At 42.9% G+C, this 18045-nt stretch carries 20 protein-coding genes; 12 read left to right on the forward strand and 8 right to left on the reverse strand.

Features of this window, described 5'->3' with window-relative positions; translation table 11 throughout:
• Window positions 1–145: 145 nt before the first annotated feature.
• From BROSI_RS07365 to BROSI_RS07405, 8 genes are all read left to right on the forward strand, one after another.
• Window positions 146–502, forward strand: a complete 357-nt coding sequence (locus BROSI_RS07365; protein ID WP_052563099.1) for a SpoIIAA family protein — start codon at window positions 146–148, stop codon at window positions 500–502.
• Window positions 503–574: 72 nt separating this feature from the next.
• The gene (locus BROSI_RS21550) at window positions 575–844 is read left to right on the forward strand and encodes a GlsB/YeaQ/YmgE family stress response membrane protein (protein WP_052563100.1); all 270 of its coding nucleotides are present in this window, start codon (window positions 575–577) and stop codon (window positions 842–844) included.
• Window positions 845–985: 141 nt separating this feature from the next.
• Window positions 986–1936, forward strand: a complete 951-nt coding sequence (locus BROSI_RS07375) for a YncE family protein (RefSeq protein WP_052563101.1) — start codon at window positions 986–988, stop codon at window positions 1934–1936.
• Window positions 1937–2205: 269 nt separating this feature from the next.
• Entirely contained in the window at window positions 2206–2697 is a 492-nt protein-coding gene (locus BROSI_RS07385; RefSeq protein ID WP_052563103.1) for a hypothetical protein, read from the forward strand.
• 23 nt (window positions 2698–2720) lie between these two features.
• Entirely contained in the window at window positions 2721–3278 is a 558-nt protein-coding gene (locus BROSI_RS07390) for a lipid-binding SYLF domain-containing protein (RefSeq protein ID WP_052563104.1), read from the forward strand.
• 291 nt (window positions 3279–3569) lie between these two features.
• A complete protein-coding gene (locus BROSI_RS07395) occupies window positions 3570–4661 on the forward strand; it encodes a hypothetical protein (RefSeq protein ID WP_052563105.1) in 1092 nt (363 codons plus the stop codon).
• Window positions 4662–4891: 230 nt separating this feature from the next.
• On the forward strand, window positions 4892–5650 hold the full coding sequence (locus BROSI_RS07400) for a MarC family protein (protein ID WP_052563106.1): 759 nt from the start codon (window positions 4892–4894) through the stop codon (window positions 5648–5650).
• A gap of 39 nt (window positions 5651–5689) precedes the next feature.
• A complete protein-coding gene (locus tag BROSI_RS07405; RefSeq protein ID WP_052563107.1) occupies window positions 5690–6340 on the forward strand; it encodes a hypothetical protein in 651 nt (216 codons plus the stop codon).
• 174 nt (window positions 6341–6514) lie between these two features.
• Here BROSI_RS07405 and tilS read toward each other — a convergent pair whose 3' ends face one another.
• Window positions 6515–7999, reverse strand: a complete 1485-nt coding sequence (gene tilS / locus BROSI_RS07410) for a tRNA lysidine(34) synthetase TilS (protein ID WP_052563108.1) — start codon at window positions 7997–7999, stop codon at window positions 6515–6517.
• Between the two features lie 204 nt (window positions 8000–8203).
• Here tilS and BROSI_RS07415 point away from each other — a divergent pair, with 204 nt between their 5' ends.
• From BROSI_RS07415 to BROSI_RS07425, 3 genes are read left to right on the forward strand one after another with little or no spacing between them, the layout of a single operon-like run.
• Window positions 8204–8737, forward strand: a complete 534-nt coding sequence (locus BROSI_RS07415) for a DUF192 domain-containing protein (protein ID WP_052563109.1) — start codon at window positions 8204–8206, stop codon at window positions 8735–8737.
• Between the two features lie 44 nt (window positions 8738–8781).
• A complete protein-coding gene (locus tag BROSI_RS07420; RefSeq protein ID WP_052563110.1) occupies window positions 8782–9528 on the forward strand; it encodes a tetratricopeptide repeat protein in 747 nt (248 codons plus the stop codon).
• A 28-nt stretch (window positions 9529–9556) separates the two neighbouring features.
• Complete coding sequence (locus BROSI_RS07425) at window positions 9557–10201, forward strand: formylglycine-generating enzyme family protein (RefSeq protein WP_157842425.1); 645 nt, start codon at window positions 9557–9559, stop codon at window positions 10199–10201.
• Between the two features lie 8 nt (window positions 10202–10209).
• On the opposite strand, the gene BROSI_RS07430 is transcribed toward BROSI_RS07425, so the two are convergent.
• From BROSI_RS07430 to BROSI_RS07440, 3 genes are all read right to left on the reverse strand, one after another.
• Window positions 10210–10644, reverse strand: a complete 435-nt coding sequence (locus BROSI_RS07430) for a Minf_1886 family protein (protein WP_052565702.1) — start codon at window positions 10642–10644, stop codon at window positions 10210–10212.
• A gap of 182 nt (window positions 10645–10826) precedes the next feature.
• Complete coding sequence (gene metG, locus BROSI_RS07435) at window positions 10827–12347, reverse strand: methionine--tRNA ligase (RefSeq protein ID WP_052563112.1); 1521 nt, start codon at window positions 12345–12347, stop codon at window positions 10827–10829.
• Window positions 12340–13209: a PSP1 domain-containing protein gene (locus tag BROSI_RS07440; protein WP_052563113.1), complete on the reverse strand. Its 870-nt coding sequence runs from the start codon at window positions 13207–13209 to the stop codon at window positions 12340–12342. The genes metG and BROSI_RS07440 overlap by 8 nt, the downstream gene beginning before the upstream one ends.
• Window positions 13210–13654: 445 nt before the next feature.
• On the opposite strand from BROSI_RS07440, the gene BROSI_RS07445 reads away from it, so the two are divergent.
• Entirely contained in the window at window positions 13655–14182 is a 528-nt protein-coding gene (locus BROSI_RS07445; protein WP_052563114.1) for a hypothetical protein, read from the forward strand.
• Window positions 14183–14334: 152 nt separating this feature from the next.
• On the opposite strand, the gene BROSI_RS07450 is transcribed toward BROSI_RS07445, so the two are convergent.
• The 4 genes from BROSI_RS07450 to BROSI_RS07465 are packed head-to-tail and all read right to left on the reverse strand — an operon-like array spanning window position 14335 to window position 18017.
• Window positions 14335–14616 (reverse strand): hypothetical protein, encoded by a 282-nt coding sequence (locus BROSI_RS07450; protein ID WP_157842426.1) that lies wholly within the window; start codon window positions 14614–14616, stop codon window positions 14335–14337.
• Window positions 14617–14673: 57 nt separating this feature from the next.
• Window positions 14674–14910 carry a hypothetical protein gene (locus BROSI_RS07455; protein WP_052563116.1) on the reverse strand — a complete coding sequence of 79 codons (237 nt, stop codon included), beginning with the start codon at window positions 14908–14910 and terminating at the stop codon, window positions 14674–14676.
• 3 nt (window positions 14911–14913) lie between these two features.
• Complete coding sequence (locus BROSI_RS07460) at window positions 14914–16287, reverse strand: GumC family protein (RefSeq protein WP_052563117.1); 1374 nt, start codon at window positions 16285–16287, stop codon at window positions 14914–14916.
• A gap of 11 nt (window positions 16288–16298) precedes the next feature.
• Window positions 16299–18017, reverse strand: coding sequence for a carbamoyltransferase family protein (locus BROSI_RS07465; protein WP_082059099.1), 1719 nt, complete (start codon window positions 18015–18017; stop codon window positions 16299–16301).
• Window positions 18018–18045: the final 28 nt, after the last annotated feature.

The following is an 18045-nucleotide window of genomic DNA, read 5'->3' on the forward strand; positions in this document are numbered from 1 at the left end:
AAGCCGGAGGCAGAGAGAGGTGGTGAAAATAATTTGTAAAAAGAACGTACAACAAGCGGGCAGTAGCGATAAAAAGGTTTTTTTAGGGAGGTTCATTGTTTTTGTTATGCTATGAACATATGAATAAAGGAGAAAGGTGGTTTACATGGGATTTAACGTTATCGGATCATCTGGTAAACTCATAAGCGTCAAGATAACAGGTAAATTAAAAAAGGCAGAACTTGATCAAATGCAGGCAATTGCCTCAGAACTTATGAAGCGTGAGGGAAAAATCAAAATACTGGTGATCCTAGAAGACTTCCTCGGATGGGAGAAAGGAGCTGATTGGGAGGATACCAGTTTTCAATCAAAACACGATAGTGATATTGAAAAAATTGCCATTGTTGGAGACGAAAAGTGGAGGAATCTGGTATTTGCATTTACCGGGAAACCTTTCCGGCCAGTTGAAATAGAGTATTTTACTCATTCACAACTCGACCGGGCGCATGCCTGGATTGCTTGAGGGAAAACATATGAAAACGGTATTGTCTTTTTTTATTGGCATCTTATCAGCCATATATAAGGAGAAAAATGCATGAATTTTATAGTCTGGATTATCAGTGGTATTATAGCAGGTTGGTTGACGGGATTAGTGGTTAGGGGAAGAGGTTTTGGTATTACAGGAGATTTGATTGTTGGATTAGTGGGGGGGGCTTGTTGCGGGAGTATTACTAAGTTTTATTGGGCACATTACCTTTCATGTACTAGGAGATGTCCTTATAGCGGTAGTTGGCGGTGTAATACTTGTTGCAATTATTCGCTTTTTTCGCAGGAACTAAAGAAGGACGCATGGGGTAGTAAATAATTTTCATTCGAAGAAAGAACAACCCCCCCCCTGTTTCCCCCTAGTTTTTAAAGGGATATTTATGCTTCATAACTACCCGGGAATCCGTTTAATTACTCTGTTGAAACGTTTTCCTAAGAAATCAAACTGTAGGAGAAACCTATGAAAATTCTTAGAACTATTTTGGGTATTCCTTGCCTTGCTTTCGTTTTGTCAGGTATTTTTTTTGCATCGTTGCGTTTAGAAGCTACTGAAACAACCCTACCGAAAGAAGGAGACATCGTGGGTACTTTTGCCGTTGGTAAGAATCCGGTGCGGATACTCTTTGATGGAACACATATCTGGGTTGCGAATATGAACAGTGATACCGTAACAAAGTTGCGGGCACGTGACGGGGCTACGCTGGGTACTTTTCGGGTAAGTTCAGGCCCGCTAGATATGGTCTTTGATGGCACACATATTTGGATTACGAATAGCAGCAGTGGTAAGATAACGAAATTACGAGCAAGTGATGGAGCTATACTTGGTACGTTTGACGCAGGTAACTTTCCTTTTGCAATTGCTTTTGACGGAACTGACGTCTGGGTGACAAATCAAAGTGGAAACGTGGTGGCGAAATTTCGAACGAGTGACGGAACAAAATCAGGTACGTTTGATGTGGGTACAAGCCCACGTGATATACTATACGATGGAAAGAACATCTGGGTAGTAAATGCCAGCAGTAATGACGTAACAAAATTGCGTGCCAGTGACGGCGCTGCATTAGGGACATTTCGGGTGGGTTTCGGACCACGAGGTATTGCCTTTGACGGAGAGAACATCTGGACAGCAAACTTTAACAGCGCTAACGTAACGAAGCTACGGGCGGATGATGGGGCACTATTAGGCACATATTATGTGGGTGATAATCCACGGGGCATTATTTTTGATGGCAAGTATATCTGGGTGACGAATTATAGCAGCAATACGGTAATGAAATTGAGTGTTAGCGATGGCGCTATCTTAGGCACCTTTGATACAGGCACGGGGCCTATAGGAATTACGTTTGATGGTAACTATCTCTGGGTGGCTAATTGGTTAAGTAATACGGTGATGAAGATGGAGGGTAAGTAAATTACCCTAATTTTATTATGAAAAGAAAACGAATAAGCGATAAAACCATCTTTGCCTGTATACCGAAAAAAACTTGTATTCTTCAGATATTTTTGTTCTATTAAGAAAATAAAAGGGGAAAGGCAATTTCCTGTTGCCGGATCAGGCACGGGATCAAATAAATTTATCGCAAACCATTCGGTATTGCAGAACAGTGAGGTTTCGATACGAAAATATAGTATAGGTGGAACAGGAAACGTTATATTAGAAATGACAAAGGGAGGAAACCAATGAATACAAAATGGAAATATAAACTCTTTGGGGTGGGATTCGTGGCGATCATGATATGGGCTGCCGCTGCAACCGCGCAGGACAAACCGGCGGATAACATGCAAATAGTCGCCGAGAAGGTACGCGCAGACAAGAAGCTCCTTGTTGCGGAGAACATGCAGCTCACGGAGACTGAAGCAAAAGCCTTCTGGCCGGTCTATAATCAATATCAGGATGAACTGTTCCTTCTTCGAGTACGTACGGTGAAATTGATCAATGACTATAAAGATGCCTATGGCAAGATGACCAATGATACTGCCAGGAAGCTGCTTGATGAGTACATGAAGATCGAGGCCCTGACACTAAAACTCCGCAAGGCATATCTCCCAAAGTTCCGCGAGGTATTGCCAGAGACCAAGGTGATGCGCTACTACCAGATCGAGAACAAGGTCCAGGCGGCGCTGGTTTATGAAATCGGCGCAGGCATACCGCTTATAAAAACGGATAAGTAATCATTCAAAAGGAGAATATAATCATGAGATACGTTCATTTAACCGTCATTCTTTTTATGCTTGCATTCACTGCGGGCGTATTTACGTGTGTAAATCCTGCCGGAGCCGCAACCGCGGAAGAAATTGACCGTGATGCCAGAAGTGCCCTTGAGCAATTGTATTTGAAATCCCCTTCAGCGAAAGTGCTGGGAGAAAAGGCAAGCGGCATTCTCGTCTTTCCGCGCATTGTCAAAGGCGGGTTTATTGTGGGTGGACAATTTGGTGAAGGCGCTCTCTTCAAGGATGGAAGTACTGCCGGATATTACAATACGGTCCAGCTTTCGTATGGTCTGCAAGCCGGCGTACAGAAATACGGGTATGCGCTGTTTTTCATGAGCGAATCTGCGATGTCCTGGCTCGACAAGAGCGCCGGCTGGGAACTTGGTGTTGGTCCGAGCATTGTGGTTGTGGATATTGGCGCAGCCGGGGCGGCAACAACCACAACCTTGCAAGCACAGATCTATGCGTTTTTTTTCAGTCAGAAGGGATTGATGGCAGGACTCGGCTTGCAGGGCACAAAAGTCACAAAAATAGATAAATAATTGTTGCTTCGTGTCCTTTTTCAAGTGGGCTTTGTCGTGAGCGCCCATCGACCTTCACTGTGTCCACCCCTGAGTTCCCAGCTGTGGGCTCAGGGGTGAGATCTCCACTTGATCCCCTACCGCTTGTTAAAATACCCAAGGAATATCAGCTCAAAGACCTATTGAAATGATTTTGCCTGATTATTTCAAACAGAAAAAAAGTAATTTGATTAAAGACACGGCGGATCACAGCGGATTCGATACAGTTTTTGAGATGAACAATTTTCTATTTAACGGGAAAGGGGAATTCCCATGATTCGCACAGGTCGATTCCCCGGCGCATTGTTCCTTCTATTGATCACCGGTCTTACTGGTTGCGCCGGCATTGGGCCACGGTTCCTGGCACGGGACCGATTTGATTACACCACTGCTATTTCAGACTCGTGGAAGGACCAAATGCTTCTGAATATGGTAAAGATGCGCTATGCCGATGCCCCTGTTTTTCTTGATGTGAACTCTATTATCAGTCAGTATGCACTGGATGGTGCAATCAGTTTGAATAGTTCCTGGAGTAGCCCCAAAGAAGGGTTTGGTGGAGGTAATATTTTCGGTATAGGGGGCGTTGGCAGATATTTTGACCGTCCTACTATAACATACAGTCCCATGACAGGAGAAAAATTTGCCCAGAGCCTGATGAAACCTATTCCACCCCCTTCTCTCCTCAGCATGATTCAAACTGGCTATCCCATTGATATTGTTTTCAGGCTCTGCATACACGCCATTAACGGGATACAGAATCGTTTCGGAGGGGGGGCGAGGGCGCACCCGGCAGATCCAGAGTTCTATCCTTTGCTTGAGAGGATGCGAAAAGTTCAGAGTGCCGGAGTTATGGGGATGCAGATAAAAAAAACAGACAGAGAAGCATTTCTCGAGCTCTTTTTTCGCGAGAAGGTGAATTCTGAAATGGAGGCGGATATTCTCGCTACCCGAAAGATCCTTGGCCTCGACCCCTACGCAAATGAATTCAGGGTGGTCTATGGTTCTTTTTCCACAAGTGATAAAGAAGTTGCTATCCTCACCCGGTCAATTTTAGAAATCATTGCGGATTTGGCTTCCTATATCGAGGTGCCCGATGTGCATGTGACAGAGAAGCGTGTGAATTTAACACTGACGGATCAGCCGGTTGCCGGTGCCCCTCCTGTGCCTCTGATTCGGATACATAGTTCTCAAGAAAGACCTTTGGATGCCTTCATTTCTGTTCCCTATCGGGGTTACTGGTTTTGGATTGATGATAAGGACTTGCCATCCAAGAGATTATTTTCTTCCCTGATGTTTGTCTTTACCCTCACAGAGACAGGAGGTAAAGAAGGCGCCCCGATTGTGACGATTCCTGCTGGTGGTTAGTTCGATGCTTAGCGTAAAAATACAAAACTTTCATCCGAAAATCCCCCTCACCTTAATCCTTTACAAAGGGGAGAGGGAACTTTTTCTCCCTTGACGGGGGGTATTGTATTTTCATTTTCCTTTGTGAGCCTGTGGCTCATACCAGTTAAAGAAGAAAAAGAGAGATTACCATGAACAAAAATGGGTAAAAGAAACGACCCTTCTAATGCAGGAAAAAGGGGATATTCTCTATGAAAAGGATTGGTTTGTTTCTGGCTGCAATTAGTATCCTTTTCCTCATCTTGATATTTCCGTCAATTGCACAAACAACCTCTGTCAATCAGTTCCAGACAACCGCTTCCGGTGATCAACAGACGGGCTATATCTTGAGTCTTGCAGGAATATTTACCTTCTTCTTTCTTATGCTGGGACCTATCAAGGTTTTGGTTCCGTTTGTCAAGATGACTAAAGATACGGATGCAAGGTTTCGGCGTAAACTTGCACTCATGGCTACCCTCATCTCTACCATTGGTTGTCTTGTAGCTGCTTTTGTGGGTCAAAGGGCTATGAAATCCTTGCATATTTCAATTTCTGCCCTGATGCTTGCGGGGGGAATAATTCTTTTCCTGGTAGCTTTACGAATGATCATGCAGTTGTATTCATCCACTCCCCGGAATGAAACAACACCACCCACCCCGACGCTCGCTATGGCAGTTTCTCCACTCTCTTTCCCCACGATTGTCACCCCCTATGGAATAGCAATTCTTATTATACTCATGGCGGCAGCACAGGATAGCACACGCCAAATTGGTATTATTGGGGTACTATTAGGAATTATGATTTTAAATTTCCTTGCGATGCTGTTCGCACATAAAATAGTAAAGTTTATTGGCGTTGTTATAACCCTGCAAATCCTCGGCTGCGTGAACGGTGTGCTGCAGGTTGCACTTGGAATAGAGTTAATTCTTCAAACCTTAATAAAGATGAAGATACTGTCAAAAGTTTTCTGAAAAAGATGTTTTTACTGGTAATACTATAATGAGGTGATTATGGCGAAAGAATATACGCAAGATGAGAAAGAACGCTTCAAACACAACCTTGAATTATCAACAACGATTGTTATTGCCCTTGCAACGATAGCTTCAGCATGGTGCGCGTACCAGGCCACATTATGGAGTGGGATTCAGATGTTCCGGCTCAGTGCAGTTAACGCTTTAGGGCGTAAGAGTTCAGAACAAACCGTACGTGCCGGACAGATGCGCTCGATGGATGGGATACTCTTTATTGAGTACCTCAAAGGCAAAGAACGCCATGAAGATTTTCTTGCAGATTTCTTTTATCATCGTTTCAGACCTGAATTAAAGCGGGCAACCGATGCCTGGCTTGCCACAAAGCCATTCCAGAATCCCCAGTCGCCTCTGCATCCTTTGGTTATGGAGGAATATAGCCTTGAACCGGAACAAGAAGCAAAACGCCTGAGCGAAGAGACTGCACAAAAGTTTGAGGAGGCCAGAGAGGCCAATCAGAATTCTGATAATTACATTATGCTCACGGTACTCTTTGCATCAGTTATGTTCTTTGGCGGCATCTCAACACAGTTTGAAAGCCCTAGATGCAGAATTACGCTGCTAGCCATTGGCGCATTAGTGCTTTGTACCGCCCTTGGAGTATTGATTACTTACCCTATAGCGCTTGAGTAGGCAGTGTGTAGTTTTGAAATTGTTTCGAGTTTCAGACTTTGTACTAATTTAAAGGAGAGCAGACAATGATGCCCCGGGTCCGGATGGCAATTCCGCTGATTACATTTGATGATATAGCCGCTAGGAAAGGTCCTATCATCCTCATTGATGCAACGGGTATACGTTGGTATTTCCTCATGTGTGTTTGGTGCAATCTGTACAGACCTGTCCGGTCTTCCTGTTTCGCATGAAGGTTAGTTTTAAAACCTTTTTCGTCCTGAGGGTAACTTTTACTCCATTATCCATACATACTCCAATAACCCAAATAGGATGATCGTTCATTACGATGATGGGGGTAGCATCACGTTCTTTTACCGGGATTTTTTTATCAATAAAGAGATCTTTCAGTTTTTTATGGCCATGGATACCTAAAGGTGAGATCGTATCCCCGTCTTTGCGTCCCCTTACAGAAATTGGCATGGTTATCCTTTCTAGGTCGAAGACTTCTTCGTATGTTGTCTTGGTTTTTTTGTAAGCTTCCAGGGAAAAATCCTGAATGTCAAGGATTTCAGAGATGAGTTGACCTAAGGGATAGACGGGTGTTGTTCCGGGTATTTGGACAGCGATCTCGGATAATGGCATGCATGGTTTGTAAAGGGGATCTTTGGTAAAATGGAGCATACCGTGTTCATGCCATAAATAAAATTTTCCTGGCAATTGAAAATGCCGCCCTTTTCCTTTTCTGGTTATTTCATCAAGTATCTTGGCATAGTGCTCATAGGTAATCTCTTTTAATGGTATTTGCATGCTCATTAATATTTCTCTCAATACCAGGTATTGTAATATCTTTGGTTGGTTTGCCAAAAAACGGGTATTGACGGTATATAAGTCTTTCCTTTCTTCTATGGTGGAGTCTTTTACTATTTTTTTTGCTTTTGAGGCTAAATATTCATTATTTACATTGAGGATTTGGCATAGCTGCATGAGCAGGTGTTTGATGTTGGGGTTGTATTGGTTTTCTAATAAGGGAATTAATTCGAGCCGTATCTTGTTTCGGAGGTAGAGAGGTTCGTAATTGGTGGCATCTGTTCTGTAGCTACTGTGTTCATTCCCAAGATATTCAATGATTTCCCTTCTCCAGGAGAAGAGGAGGGGGCGGATAAGCTGTATCGTGGAACCGGTGGCTAAAGGCCGTTTTACAGGTATTCCTCCCAGTCCCACTGTTCCTGCGCCCCGGATTATACGATGAAGAAAGGTTTCTATGTTGTCGTCTGCGGTATGCCCGATAGCAATGGTAGAGGCGGTATATTCCTGCGCTGATTCCAGAAAAAAGTTGTATCTTTCCCTGCGAGCCGTTTCTTCAATCGAGCATTTCGTCTGGTCTGCAATCTTTTGAATGTTTACCTTTTTTAAAATAAAGGGCAGAGAAAGGTCTTTTGATAAATTCCGGACAAATTGTGCATCTTCTTCCGAAGAGCTTCCGCGAAGTTGATGGTTAAGGTGTGCGATGAATAAGCGGAGATGAAGATTTTTGACCAAGTTAATAGTACGGAGGATTTTGAGGAGAGCGACGGAGTCGGGCCCTCCGGATACCGCAACGATGATTGAATCATGAGGTTTTACGAGATGGTATTTATTTATGGTATTGAAGACCTCGAAAGGGAGTTTGTCTAATCGCATAATCGGAACTATATCTGGTTCGTTTGAGTAAGTCAAGTTTAGAAATAGGTTGACTTTAGTTTTTGTGGTCGTAAAATATTCCCTAGGTTATCGTATTATTTTGTACAATCTTTTTTTGATAAATTTTTACATTACGCTATACAGCGGTTACATTCGCTTTTCTTCATCCCCCATTGCAAGGGGATAAAAGGAGGGTTAACCAGGTTGCGGTATGGCTGTGCCGGGATTTTACAAAGAAATGGCGATATGATTGTGAATAGAAAACGGAACCGTCTTTTCTTCGTGCTACTTTCCGTTTGTGTGGTTTATAATGGTATCCATGGGGTGTGTTGTGGTGAACCAAAAAGAAAGGACGTATTGCCCATTCATGTTGCTGGAATGGAATTGGAAGTAGAAGTAGCAATTACTCCTGAAGATCACATGTTGGGGTTGATGTATCGTGATACATTGGAAGATAATGAGGGTATGCTATTTATTTTTCCTAAAGAGGAAATCCTGTCTTTTTGGATGAAGGATACCCGTATTCCTCTTTCTATAGCCTTTATTAAGGCCAATGGCCGAATCGTACAAATCGAATCAATGAAGCCGCACAGTTTGGATACCCATGTTTCGGAGGAAAAAGTCAAGTATGCATTGGAGATGAAAGAGGAATGGTTTAAGGCACATAAGGTAAAAGTGGGTGATACGGTAAAAATACCGCTAACTGCTAAAGAGAAGAAAACAGCCGGACGAGATTGAAGAATAAATTTATGATACTTCTTTTATGAAAAGGGGCATATTACGTGAATACAAAGCGATTCGGAATGCTTGGCATAAGTGGTTTGTTTTTCCTTTGCGTTGTTTCGTATAGTTTGCAAGGGTGTAAAAAAGAATCACCGCCAGCAGGCGCTGAGAAATCCGTAATATCAGATCGTGAAGTACAAAAGGGACACAAAGAGCTTGGTTTATCGCTTTACGAAAAAGGGAAAAATTTAGAGGCTATTGAAGAATTCAAAAAAACTATTGCAGATAATACAGCTGATATTGAGGTGTATTACAATCTCGCATCCGCTTATTATGACGAGGGGATGATACATGATGCAATAGATATGTATAAGAAGGTTATTGAAATTGACCCTAATCATACCGAGGCGCATTACAATTTGGGCCTTATCCTTATAGACGAACGGTTGTGTGAGGAAGGGATTCATGAATTAAAAAAGGTGTTAGAGATAGACCCAAAACATGAAGACGCCACATATAGCCTGGGGGATGCGTATTACGATTGTAAAAAAATAGATGATGCGATAGAAATATGGAAAACGCTGCTAAAGGATAATCCTGAAGACAGTATTCTTCATTATAATCTTGGTGTTGCTTACCGTGACAAGGGGCAACTGAATCCCGCGATAGCTGAGTTAGAAAAAGCTCTTAAGGCCGACCCAAAGGACCGGGATGCAAAAAAGCTATTAAAACAGCTAACTATTAAGAAGAAAGGTGTCAAAAGCTCGGGTCAGGTTAAAAATTTAAAAAAAACAGAGAAAAAGTAAATAATCCTTAACGTCGAATATGGGTGATATGACTAAAACAGGGGTGGTTAGCATTATTAATGAGAGAGACGGTTCCGAAATGGTTTTTGTGCCACCGGGTGAATTTATTATGGGTGAGGAAAGAAAAGTTGTGTATGTCAATGCTTTTTATATTGATAAATTCCCAGTAACTAATTTCCAATATAAAAAGTATATTAAGGAGACGGGAGTTCAGGAACCTTTGTTTTGGGATAATGAGCGGTTTAATAAGCCATCACAACCTGTTGTGGGTGTCAGCTGGAAAGACGCTGTTGCCTATGCAAAATGGGCCGGTAAACGGCTCCCCCGAGAGATGGAATGGGAAAAAGCGGCACGGGGAGTCGATGGCAGAGAATATCCTTGGGGGAACACCCAACCGGACAATTCAAAGGCGGTTTACAATCTGGATCCGAATACTGGCGCCCCGGCCCCGGTTGGCAATCGAAAGGAGGGTGCAAGCCCTTTTGGTTGTTTTGACATGGCTGGGAATGTCTGGGAATGGTGTGAAGATTGGTATGAGGAGGGAAAGTTTCGCGTAGTGAGAGGCGGATCGTGGGTAAACCATCATTATATTCTGAGGAGCGCCTATCGGAGTTGCAGTTATCCTGAGGGTAAGGATAATAATGTTGGTTTCCGCTGTGTAAAAGGAGGCTAATGATTTTCTTATTTCTTGATGCCCAGGGCATTGAGCGATAGCCGGATGTCATATTTTCCGTCGAACTTAAATCCCTCATCAAAGGCCTTCTTGAAATCATAAATATTCTTAAAATCATCACGAGAGTCGGTTTCGGTTTTTCCCATAAGCCCGCTTTCCACCAGGTTAAAGACGATATTCCCAAAATCTTCATCTTGCTTTATGCCCCATTGTTCGAATACGGTTAGTGCCATAAAACCAAACTGTTTCAATGCATATTTTCGAATGCCTTCCATCAGTTGTTTCCCCGTTACATGGCGGTCTACATCGCTCGTTTTCTGTTGATTTTTGCCGAGCATGTTTGTGGTATAGTCAAGGGCCTCGAATACAAATTGATAGGCTTGTATGGGATAACGGGGGTCTTTTTTCATAATTTCTTTTACCTTGTTCCATGTTTTTGTCATATACATTTCTCCAACTTTTTGTAATAGTATCTTTAGAAAAATATTTTGCCGGTACCATACAGGGCAAGCCTGAAGGGTTGCTGTCCTGCGATAAACACAACACAAGGCCTGTCTGCATGCAGTCATGCACAGGCAGGCAAAAGCCTCGCCATAGATTTTTCTTCCCGCTCGTTCAGGTCAGGTTAGGGAGGTTCGATTCTTGGGAACAGTGGTTTACCCTTTTGTGAGACGGTGCCTTCCTTAAATCCCTTATGGAACTCCAGGCAAAGGGGATGATTGTCTTTCAGGATGCCAAGTTGCCGTTGAATTTCAGCAGCAGTTTTTGGCATAAAGGGATAGACAAAAACAGAAATGTCTTTGATAGCCCTGGCTAATGTGCCAATGATTGCTGCAAGTTGTGGCTGCGTGGCACTTGTTTTCGCCAGCACCCAGGGTTTCTTGTCTTCTATGAATTTATTGGCACGGCCGATAAATTCCCAAATAATCTCAAGCGCCCTGCTAAGCTGGAGTTCATCCATTTCATGATCCACTCTGACACGGGTATCTTCTGATGCACTTCTGAGTTCATCGTCTGCTCCGGAGACCTCCGGGATGATCCCATGAAAGTATTTTTCGATCATTGTTAACGTGCGTTGTAATAAGTTGCCCAGGTCGTTGCCGAGATCAGAATTTATCCTGTGAATAAGTGCGGTGTAAGAAAAATTTCCATCCAGACCAAAAGGAACTTCCCTGAGTAAAAAGTATCTATAAGCGTCTGTGCCATACGATTGAATGATACCGAGCGGGTCTATCGCATTTCCCAGGGATTTCGATATCTTTTGACCTTCAATTGTCCACCAGCCGTGCGCAAAGATTTTAAAGGGTAAATCTATTTTCAGGGACATAAGTACTGCCGGCCAGATAACACCGTGAAACCATAGGATTTCTTTTCCAATAATGTGGACGTTTGCCGGCCAGTATTTTTGGAATGTTTGCATATCATCATCGTAACCTAATGCAGTAATATAGTTCAGAAGCGCATCAATCCATACATAAATGGTGTGGGTTTGATCCGAGGGAACCTGAATACCCCATTCTACAGCAGCGCGACTGATGCTGATGTCTTCTACCGGAGATTTGATTCTCTGCAGTAATTCATTCCTCCTCGATTCGGGTTGGATAAAATGAGGATGCTTTTCGTAATATTCGAGGATGCGGTTCTGGTATTTTGATAATCTGAAAAAATAATTTTTTTCCTTTACTCTTTCTACGGCACGATTACATTCAGGGCAATTCCTCTCCTTGAGTTGTGACTCAATCCAGAAACTTTCACAGGGGATACAATACCATCCTTCATATTCTCCCAGATAAATATCCCCGTTCTCGAAGATTTGTTGAAAGATTTTTTTTACACGGCGCCAATGCCGCTCCTCTGTTGTCCGTATGAAATCATCATTGGAGATGTCGAGTTTGTTCCACAATATCTTGAATTTATCTACCACCGCATTGACAAATTCTATTGGTGTTTTATTACAGGATTGCGCCGCTTTTTGGATCTTCTGTCCATGTTCGTCTGTTCCCGTCAGGAAGAATACATCAAAGTTTTTCGTTCTTTTATATCGAGCCAGCACGTCGGCAGCGATGGTGGTATAAGAATGACCTATATGTGGTACATCGTTGACATAGTAAATGGGTGTTGTAAGATAAAAGGTGTGTTTACTCAAGGCTACAATCCTTTTCGCAGGGATGATCACACGTTGTTTCTTTTTGACGCAAGGGTTCTCTTACTTTGTCTATAATGTCATGGACAGATGCATGGATCCTGCTTCCGTTGTTCAGCTCAATGGTGACCTGCTGTTGTAATACATCGTAATTAACGACTTCTCCAATCCCTTTTGCAGTTTTGACGATAGAACCTTTTTTTGGCAGAGCGTGCTTTAAATCTTCATAGACCCTGTCTTCGTAACGTAAACAACACATGAGACGGCCGCATCTCCCTGAGATCTTGGAGGGGTCCAGGGTCGCCTTCTGATTCTTTGCCATTTTCATGGTGACAGGTTCAAGATTTTTCAGAAAAGACCTGCAGCACAACTCCCGTCCGCAGTGTTCATAATCAGCCAGAAGCCTTGCCTCGTCCCGAACACCGATTTGTTTCATCTCTATGCGGGCCTGGTATTCTTTTGCCAGATCTTTTACCAGTTCCCGGAAATCTACACGTCCGTTGGCGAGGTAATAAAAAATGATTTTTTTTGTTCCAAACAGGTGTTCAGCGCTGGCCAGTTTCATGAGAAGATTGTGTTCTCTTATCTTTTTCTGGCAAAATTTGAACTCGACAGGAATTGATTCGTTTTGTATTTTCTTTTGTTTTTCTTTATCGTCGGGGGTGGCTTTTCGCAAAATTTCTCCAAGATTTTCAATCGGGTCATCATCTGCGATTTCTTTCACCTTTATGACGACCTCGCCGAACTCTACGCCCCGATGTGAACGAATGATAACCGGATCGTCTTTTTTCAGCGAGTTAAACGTTGAGAAGAAATCTGATGTATTCTTGAGAACGCCGTATCGAATAGTAAAAATGTGTCTCATGAAGATATCGTGTAAAGAAATGCGCACTGCTTTTATGAATTATAAATATTAATAATAGCAAATTGTATTATATCTTGTCAAGGTTTACGGCTTTCCGGTCGCCATGTGATTATGTGTAATGGTTTCAATGGATTACGCTTGCACTGCCAGTTTAGAATATGCTATTATCATCCGGCAAAGGCTACTTTTGCGGATAGGAAGAATAACGACCGCCCATTTTTGACCAAAGAAGTCCTTTTTTGTGCGGGCATTGTGAAGGTCTTTTTGTTGCACGAAAAGTGATGAGGTTTTGAGTGAAACGAAGGATTGTTTTCTTTGTACTCTTCACAAGAGTATTTTTAAGAGAAGTTCCATTCTCTCCGGTGATTATAAGATTGCGATTAAAATCATTGTGTTTTCTGTGTTTACATTTTGACAATACCGGATTTGGAATATGAGGATAGCGATGAGAAAATTTTTTGCTGTTGTGGCAGTACCAATAATTCTTTTTGTACGGGGAAATACCGTATTTGCGCAGGATTTATCTGATAAATTGAATATGCTGGAGATCGTTATTTCAAATCTTATCGCACGGGTTGAGGCCTTAGAAAAACGGGTGAATGCATTGGAAAAAAATCTCCCGGCGGGGGTCTCAAAAGTGCCCAGAAAAGAGGTTCCTGGTAAGGAGCCCTTAAAACCTTCTATAATAGATGGGTTTGAAGATATCGGGAATGGATTTTTTGTAAGAAATGTGAGATTCAATCCATTTGGTGATAACGTACTTTTTACCGGTGAGATAGCTAATAGGTCTGAAAAGAATTATCGTTTTGCAAAATTTAAGTTAGAGATATATGATGACCGTGATCTACTCGTGAAAAAAGAGGAATTTACCATACCGGATCTCCCGAAGGAGAGTATAAAATCCTTTGAAGCCATGCTTGCGGGGGTGGATGCTGGTCTTATTCATAGATATGTGATTCGTACAACCGATTAATTTCTTGGTGAGGCAACCTCAGACTGGTAGACCGCTGAAACCACAGATTTCACAGATAAAAATACCCGCAATCTGTTAATTTATGGCAAGATATAATACGAAATCTGTGCAATCAGCGTAATCTGTGGTTTCTGTTTCTGATTGTTGGTTAATTACGGCAGGAGAAATATTTTCATCAACCGATAAAGCACATAAGAGAAAAAGCCAAATATGAAGAAAAGGAGAATAATTTCTATAAAGATGACCTTATCCCGTTTCTTCATCGTTTCCTGAACTTTTCTTATATCCTGCGGACTAAGCCAAATTCCTTCCCACGGGTATAATCCCCGCCTCTTCTCCTCTTCAAATTCCTTTAAAAGCCTTTCCTTTACCTTTTCCCTGGTTTTTTCTTTTAACTCCCTGATCTTCAGGGTAAGGACATCGTTTTTTTTCACGTTGGCCATAGAAAAGGTGGTGTAGAATAATAGCAATAGGTGAACAAAAGGACTTTTTTAAAGGTGGAGAAAGAAAACAAAAAGTAAGAAATTAAAGACCAAAATGGAGACTCCCAAAAAAATACCGAGAAGGATACCTCCCGCATACTGTAAGGGAAGAGACGTCTTTTTTAAGAAAAGAAAAGGCATCGGTGGAATGTTCCCTTCTTTTTCGGCCTGGTTCTGGAGCAGATTCAGAAACCTCTTTTTTTCCTTTTTTTCCAGGATGGTCAGTATCTCTTCATCTATCGTCATGCCTCACTCCTGTATTGATTTTAAGACCTTCCATAATCTGTAGATCCTTTTCTCCCGGGTCTCTTCCAGATAATTCACAAAGAAGCAATAAAATACTCCACCGGCAAGACCGGCCAGACAGGCTACCATCACATTCAGCCACAGAATGGGAAAGGATGCTTTTGCCGGGGGAGTAGCATCCTCCACCAGGACAGCTACCTGGGGGGCCCTCTTTGTCTGGGCCATGACCTCTTCCAGATTGACTTTCAGTGTATCAGTGAGTCTTTTATATCTGTCCACTTCAGAGACGAAGGTATCAAGCTGATTCCTGAGTTTCGGGATTTCACGTATTCTTTCCTCTATGCCGGAGAGAACCTGTCTGGTACCCTTAATGTCTGCTTCTATCCCCTCTTTTTCTATCGTGAGGCTGATGAGCTGTCTTCTCAAATTTTCGTAAAAGGTATCGGGGGCCTTTACCTGGCTCTTTATGATAATCTCAATTTCTTTATCGATATTTTTTTTAATTTCCTCATAATTTCTTTTTAAGGTCATATACTCAGGGTGAGATTCTTTTATTTCCACCCGGAGAGTGGCCATTTTGGCCTCAATGTCTACCAGTTGCGCCCTTAACTTTTCTAAGAGCGGACTGGTAATTACCAGTTCAGAAGTCTCGAAGGCACGAACCTCATCTTTTAGCTTCCTTTTCACCGCCAGCATTTTATTCTTATTTTCATGGTATTCAACATGGGCGTTCTCTAGCTGAGATTCAAAAGTGGTCTTCATGGAGATAAGTTGCTTTATTTCTTCATCAAGGTTAGCCGTCCGATTTTTTTGCTGAAAGGCCTTTAAGATCCCCTTTGCCCTTGAAAGCCTCTTTTCATTCTTTGCTATTTCTTCTTCTATTGTCGCCTGCCTTTCTGATTGCGACATCTGAGAGTATTCTCCCATAAGTTGCTTGAAATATTTTACATAGGCGTTGGCAATATCAGCCGCCAGACCGGGGTTATTATCCCTGGCGTAGACCTCCAGGAGGTACTCGTCGCTTAAGACAAAGTCCATATCCCTTCTCATTAAGTTTTCGACCGTTTTGTGAGGGAAGTCTTTCTGGACAAGTCCAGCGATAGTTTTACTTTTCAGGATGCCAATATACGGTCCATGCGGCTCTTCATTGCTTGTCGGCATGAGGGGAGACCTTGCCATAATCTCGTCAGGGGAAGTGAAAAAGGTGGTAATATCCGGTTCTTTCGGGACAAAGAACACGGCCTTTGCCTCATAGACAGGGGAAAGGATCTTTGACAGCGCCCCGGCAGTTATCATGGATGAAAGGGTTATAACGAATATTATCACCTTTCTGTTATATAATATAAACCAGTACTCTAGTAAGGTCTTTTCTGCCATGACTTCTTGATCTATGAGGGTACCTTATGGGGTTGTTCTATGAGAAGATTATTTAAGACCAGATAATCCACCTTTGTTTTCAGGAAACAGGCCACTGCATCCTTCGGGGAACATACGATCGGTTCCTGCACATTAAAGGAGGTGTTTAATAATACCGGCACTCCGGTGCGATTTTCAAATTCCTTAATGAGATTCCAATACAGCGGGTTTGCCTCTTTCCTCACAGTTTGAGGCCTTGCCGTGCCATCCACATGGGTTACCGCGGGGATATCCTTCTGCCTGTCCGGATTTACCTTAAAGGCAAAGAGCATAAAGGGAGATGGGATAGGGTTTCCGAAATAATCATAGCTTTTTTCTTCCAAAACAGATGGGGCAAATGGTCTGAATGGTTCCCGTTGTTTTACCTTGAGGTTGATAATATCCCTCATCTCTGCTCTTCGGGGATCAGCGAGGAGACTTCGGTTCCCTAATGCCCTGGGTCCCCATTCCATGCGGCCCTGGAACCAGCAAACGAGCTTGCCCTCTGACAAGAAGGTGGCAATTCTACTGCATAACTCTTCTTTTGTCAATTCTTTATAAGAAAGACCGAACTCATTGAGTGTCTCAATGCACCGTTGATTAGAATAGGATGGACCCAGATAGGCGCCTTTCATCTGATATCTCCTGGGTTCACGGGTATACCGGTGATAAACATGAAGGGCGGCGCCAATGGATGTTCCCGCATCCCCCGCCGCCGGCTGAACAAATATCTGGCGAAAGGGAGTATTATCAAGCAGTTTCCCATTTGCCACACAGTTTAATGCAACCCCTCCGGCCAGGCAAAGCTTATCAACACGTGTTTTGCTGTGCAGATGATTCGCCATGTGGAAGAGCACCTCTTCAATGACCACCTGGGCACTTCTGGCAATATCCATATGATGGTTTGTGACCTCTTCATCTGGCAAACGGTTCTTTCCTAACACTTGTATGATTTCTTCCAGAAATATACCTTGTCTGGCAAGGTGATAATCAAGGAAACGGCTTTTCAGTCGAAAGGTACCATCTTTCCGTATATCGAATATCTTGTTTCTGAAGAAATCAGCAAATACAGGTTTACCGTATGGAGCCATTCCCATTACCTTATACTCGTCTGACTGTACCTTAAAGCCGAGAAACCCGGTAATACTCGCATAAAACTGACCAAGGGAATGGGGAAGTTTTATTGAAGCCAGTCTTTTTATTTCTGTGCCTTCACACATCCAAAAGACCGTGGTATCCTCCTCCCCTGCGCCATCCACAGTTAGGGCCGCTGCCCTTTCAAATGGGGAAACAAAGAAAGCGCTTACTGCATGGCAGAGATGGTGGTCAATATACTGGAGCCTGAAGTTTCCTTTGCCGAAGTGTCTTTCGATGAGCCATTTCATGGTAAAGAGTTGATACCATTCGTTCCCCATCTGGCCCATACCGCGACTCGTTTTCGCCTGGAAGGCCTTTTTTGAAAAAGAAACTGACTTCAGGGCATTCAATACCCTCGTTCCCAATACCCACGGTCTCCAAGACAAAGCCACGGCGTCGAGGTCCTTTATGGTTATGCCCGCTTCGTCAAGGCAATATTGAAAGGCATTGACAGGAAAGCCGACATGGTGTTTACGTCTGCTGAATCTCTCTTCCTCTGCGGCAGCTACCACCTTGCCATCCACGACAATAGCTGCTGATGCATCATGCATATTATTTATACCAAGAACGATCACAGATCCTCTTTTTTCACCTCCGTTTTTT

Source organism: Candidatus Brocadia sinica JPN1, from assembly GCF_000949635.1.
GTDB classification, from domain to species: Bacteria; Planctomycetota; Brocadiia; order Brocadiales; family Brocadiaceae; genus Brocadia; species Brocadia sinica.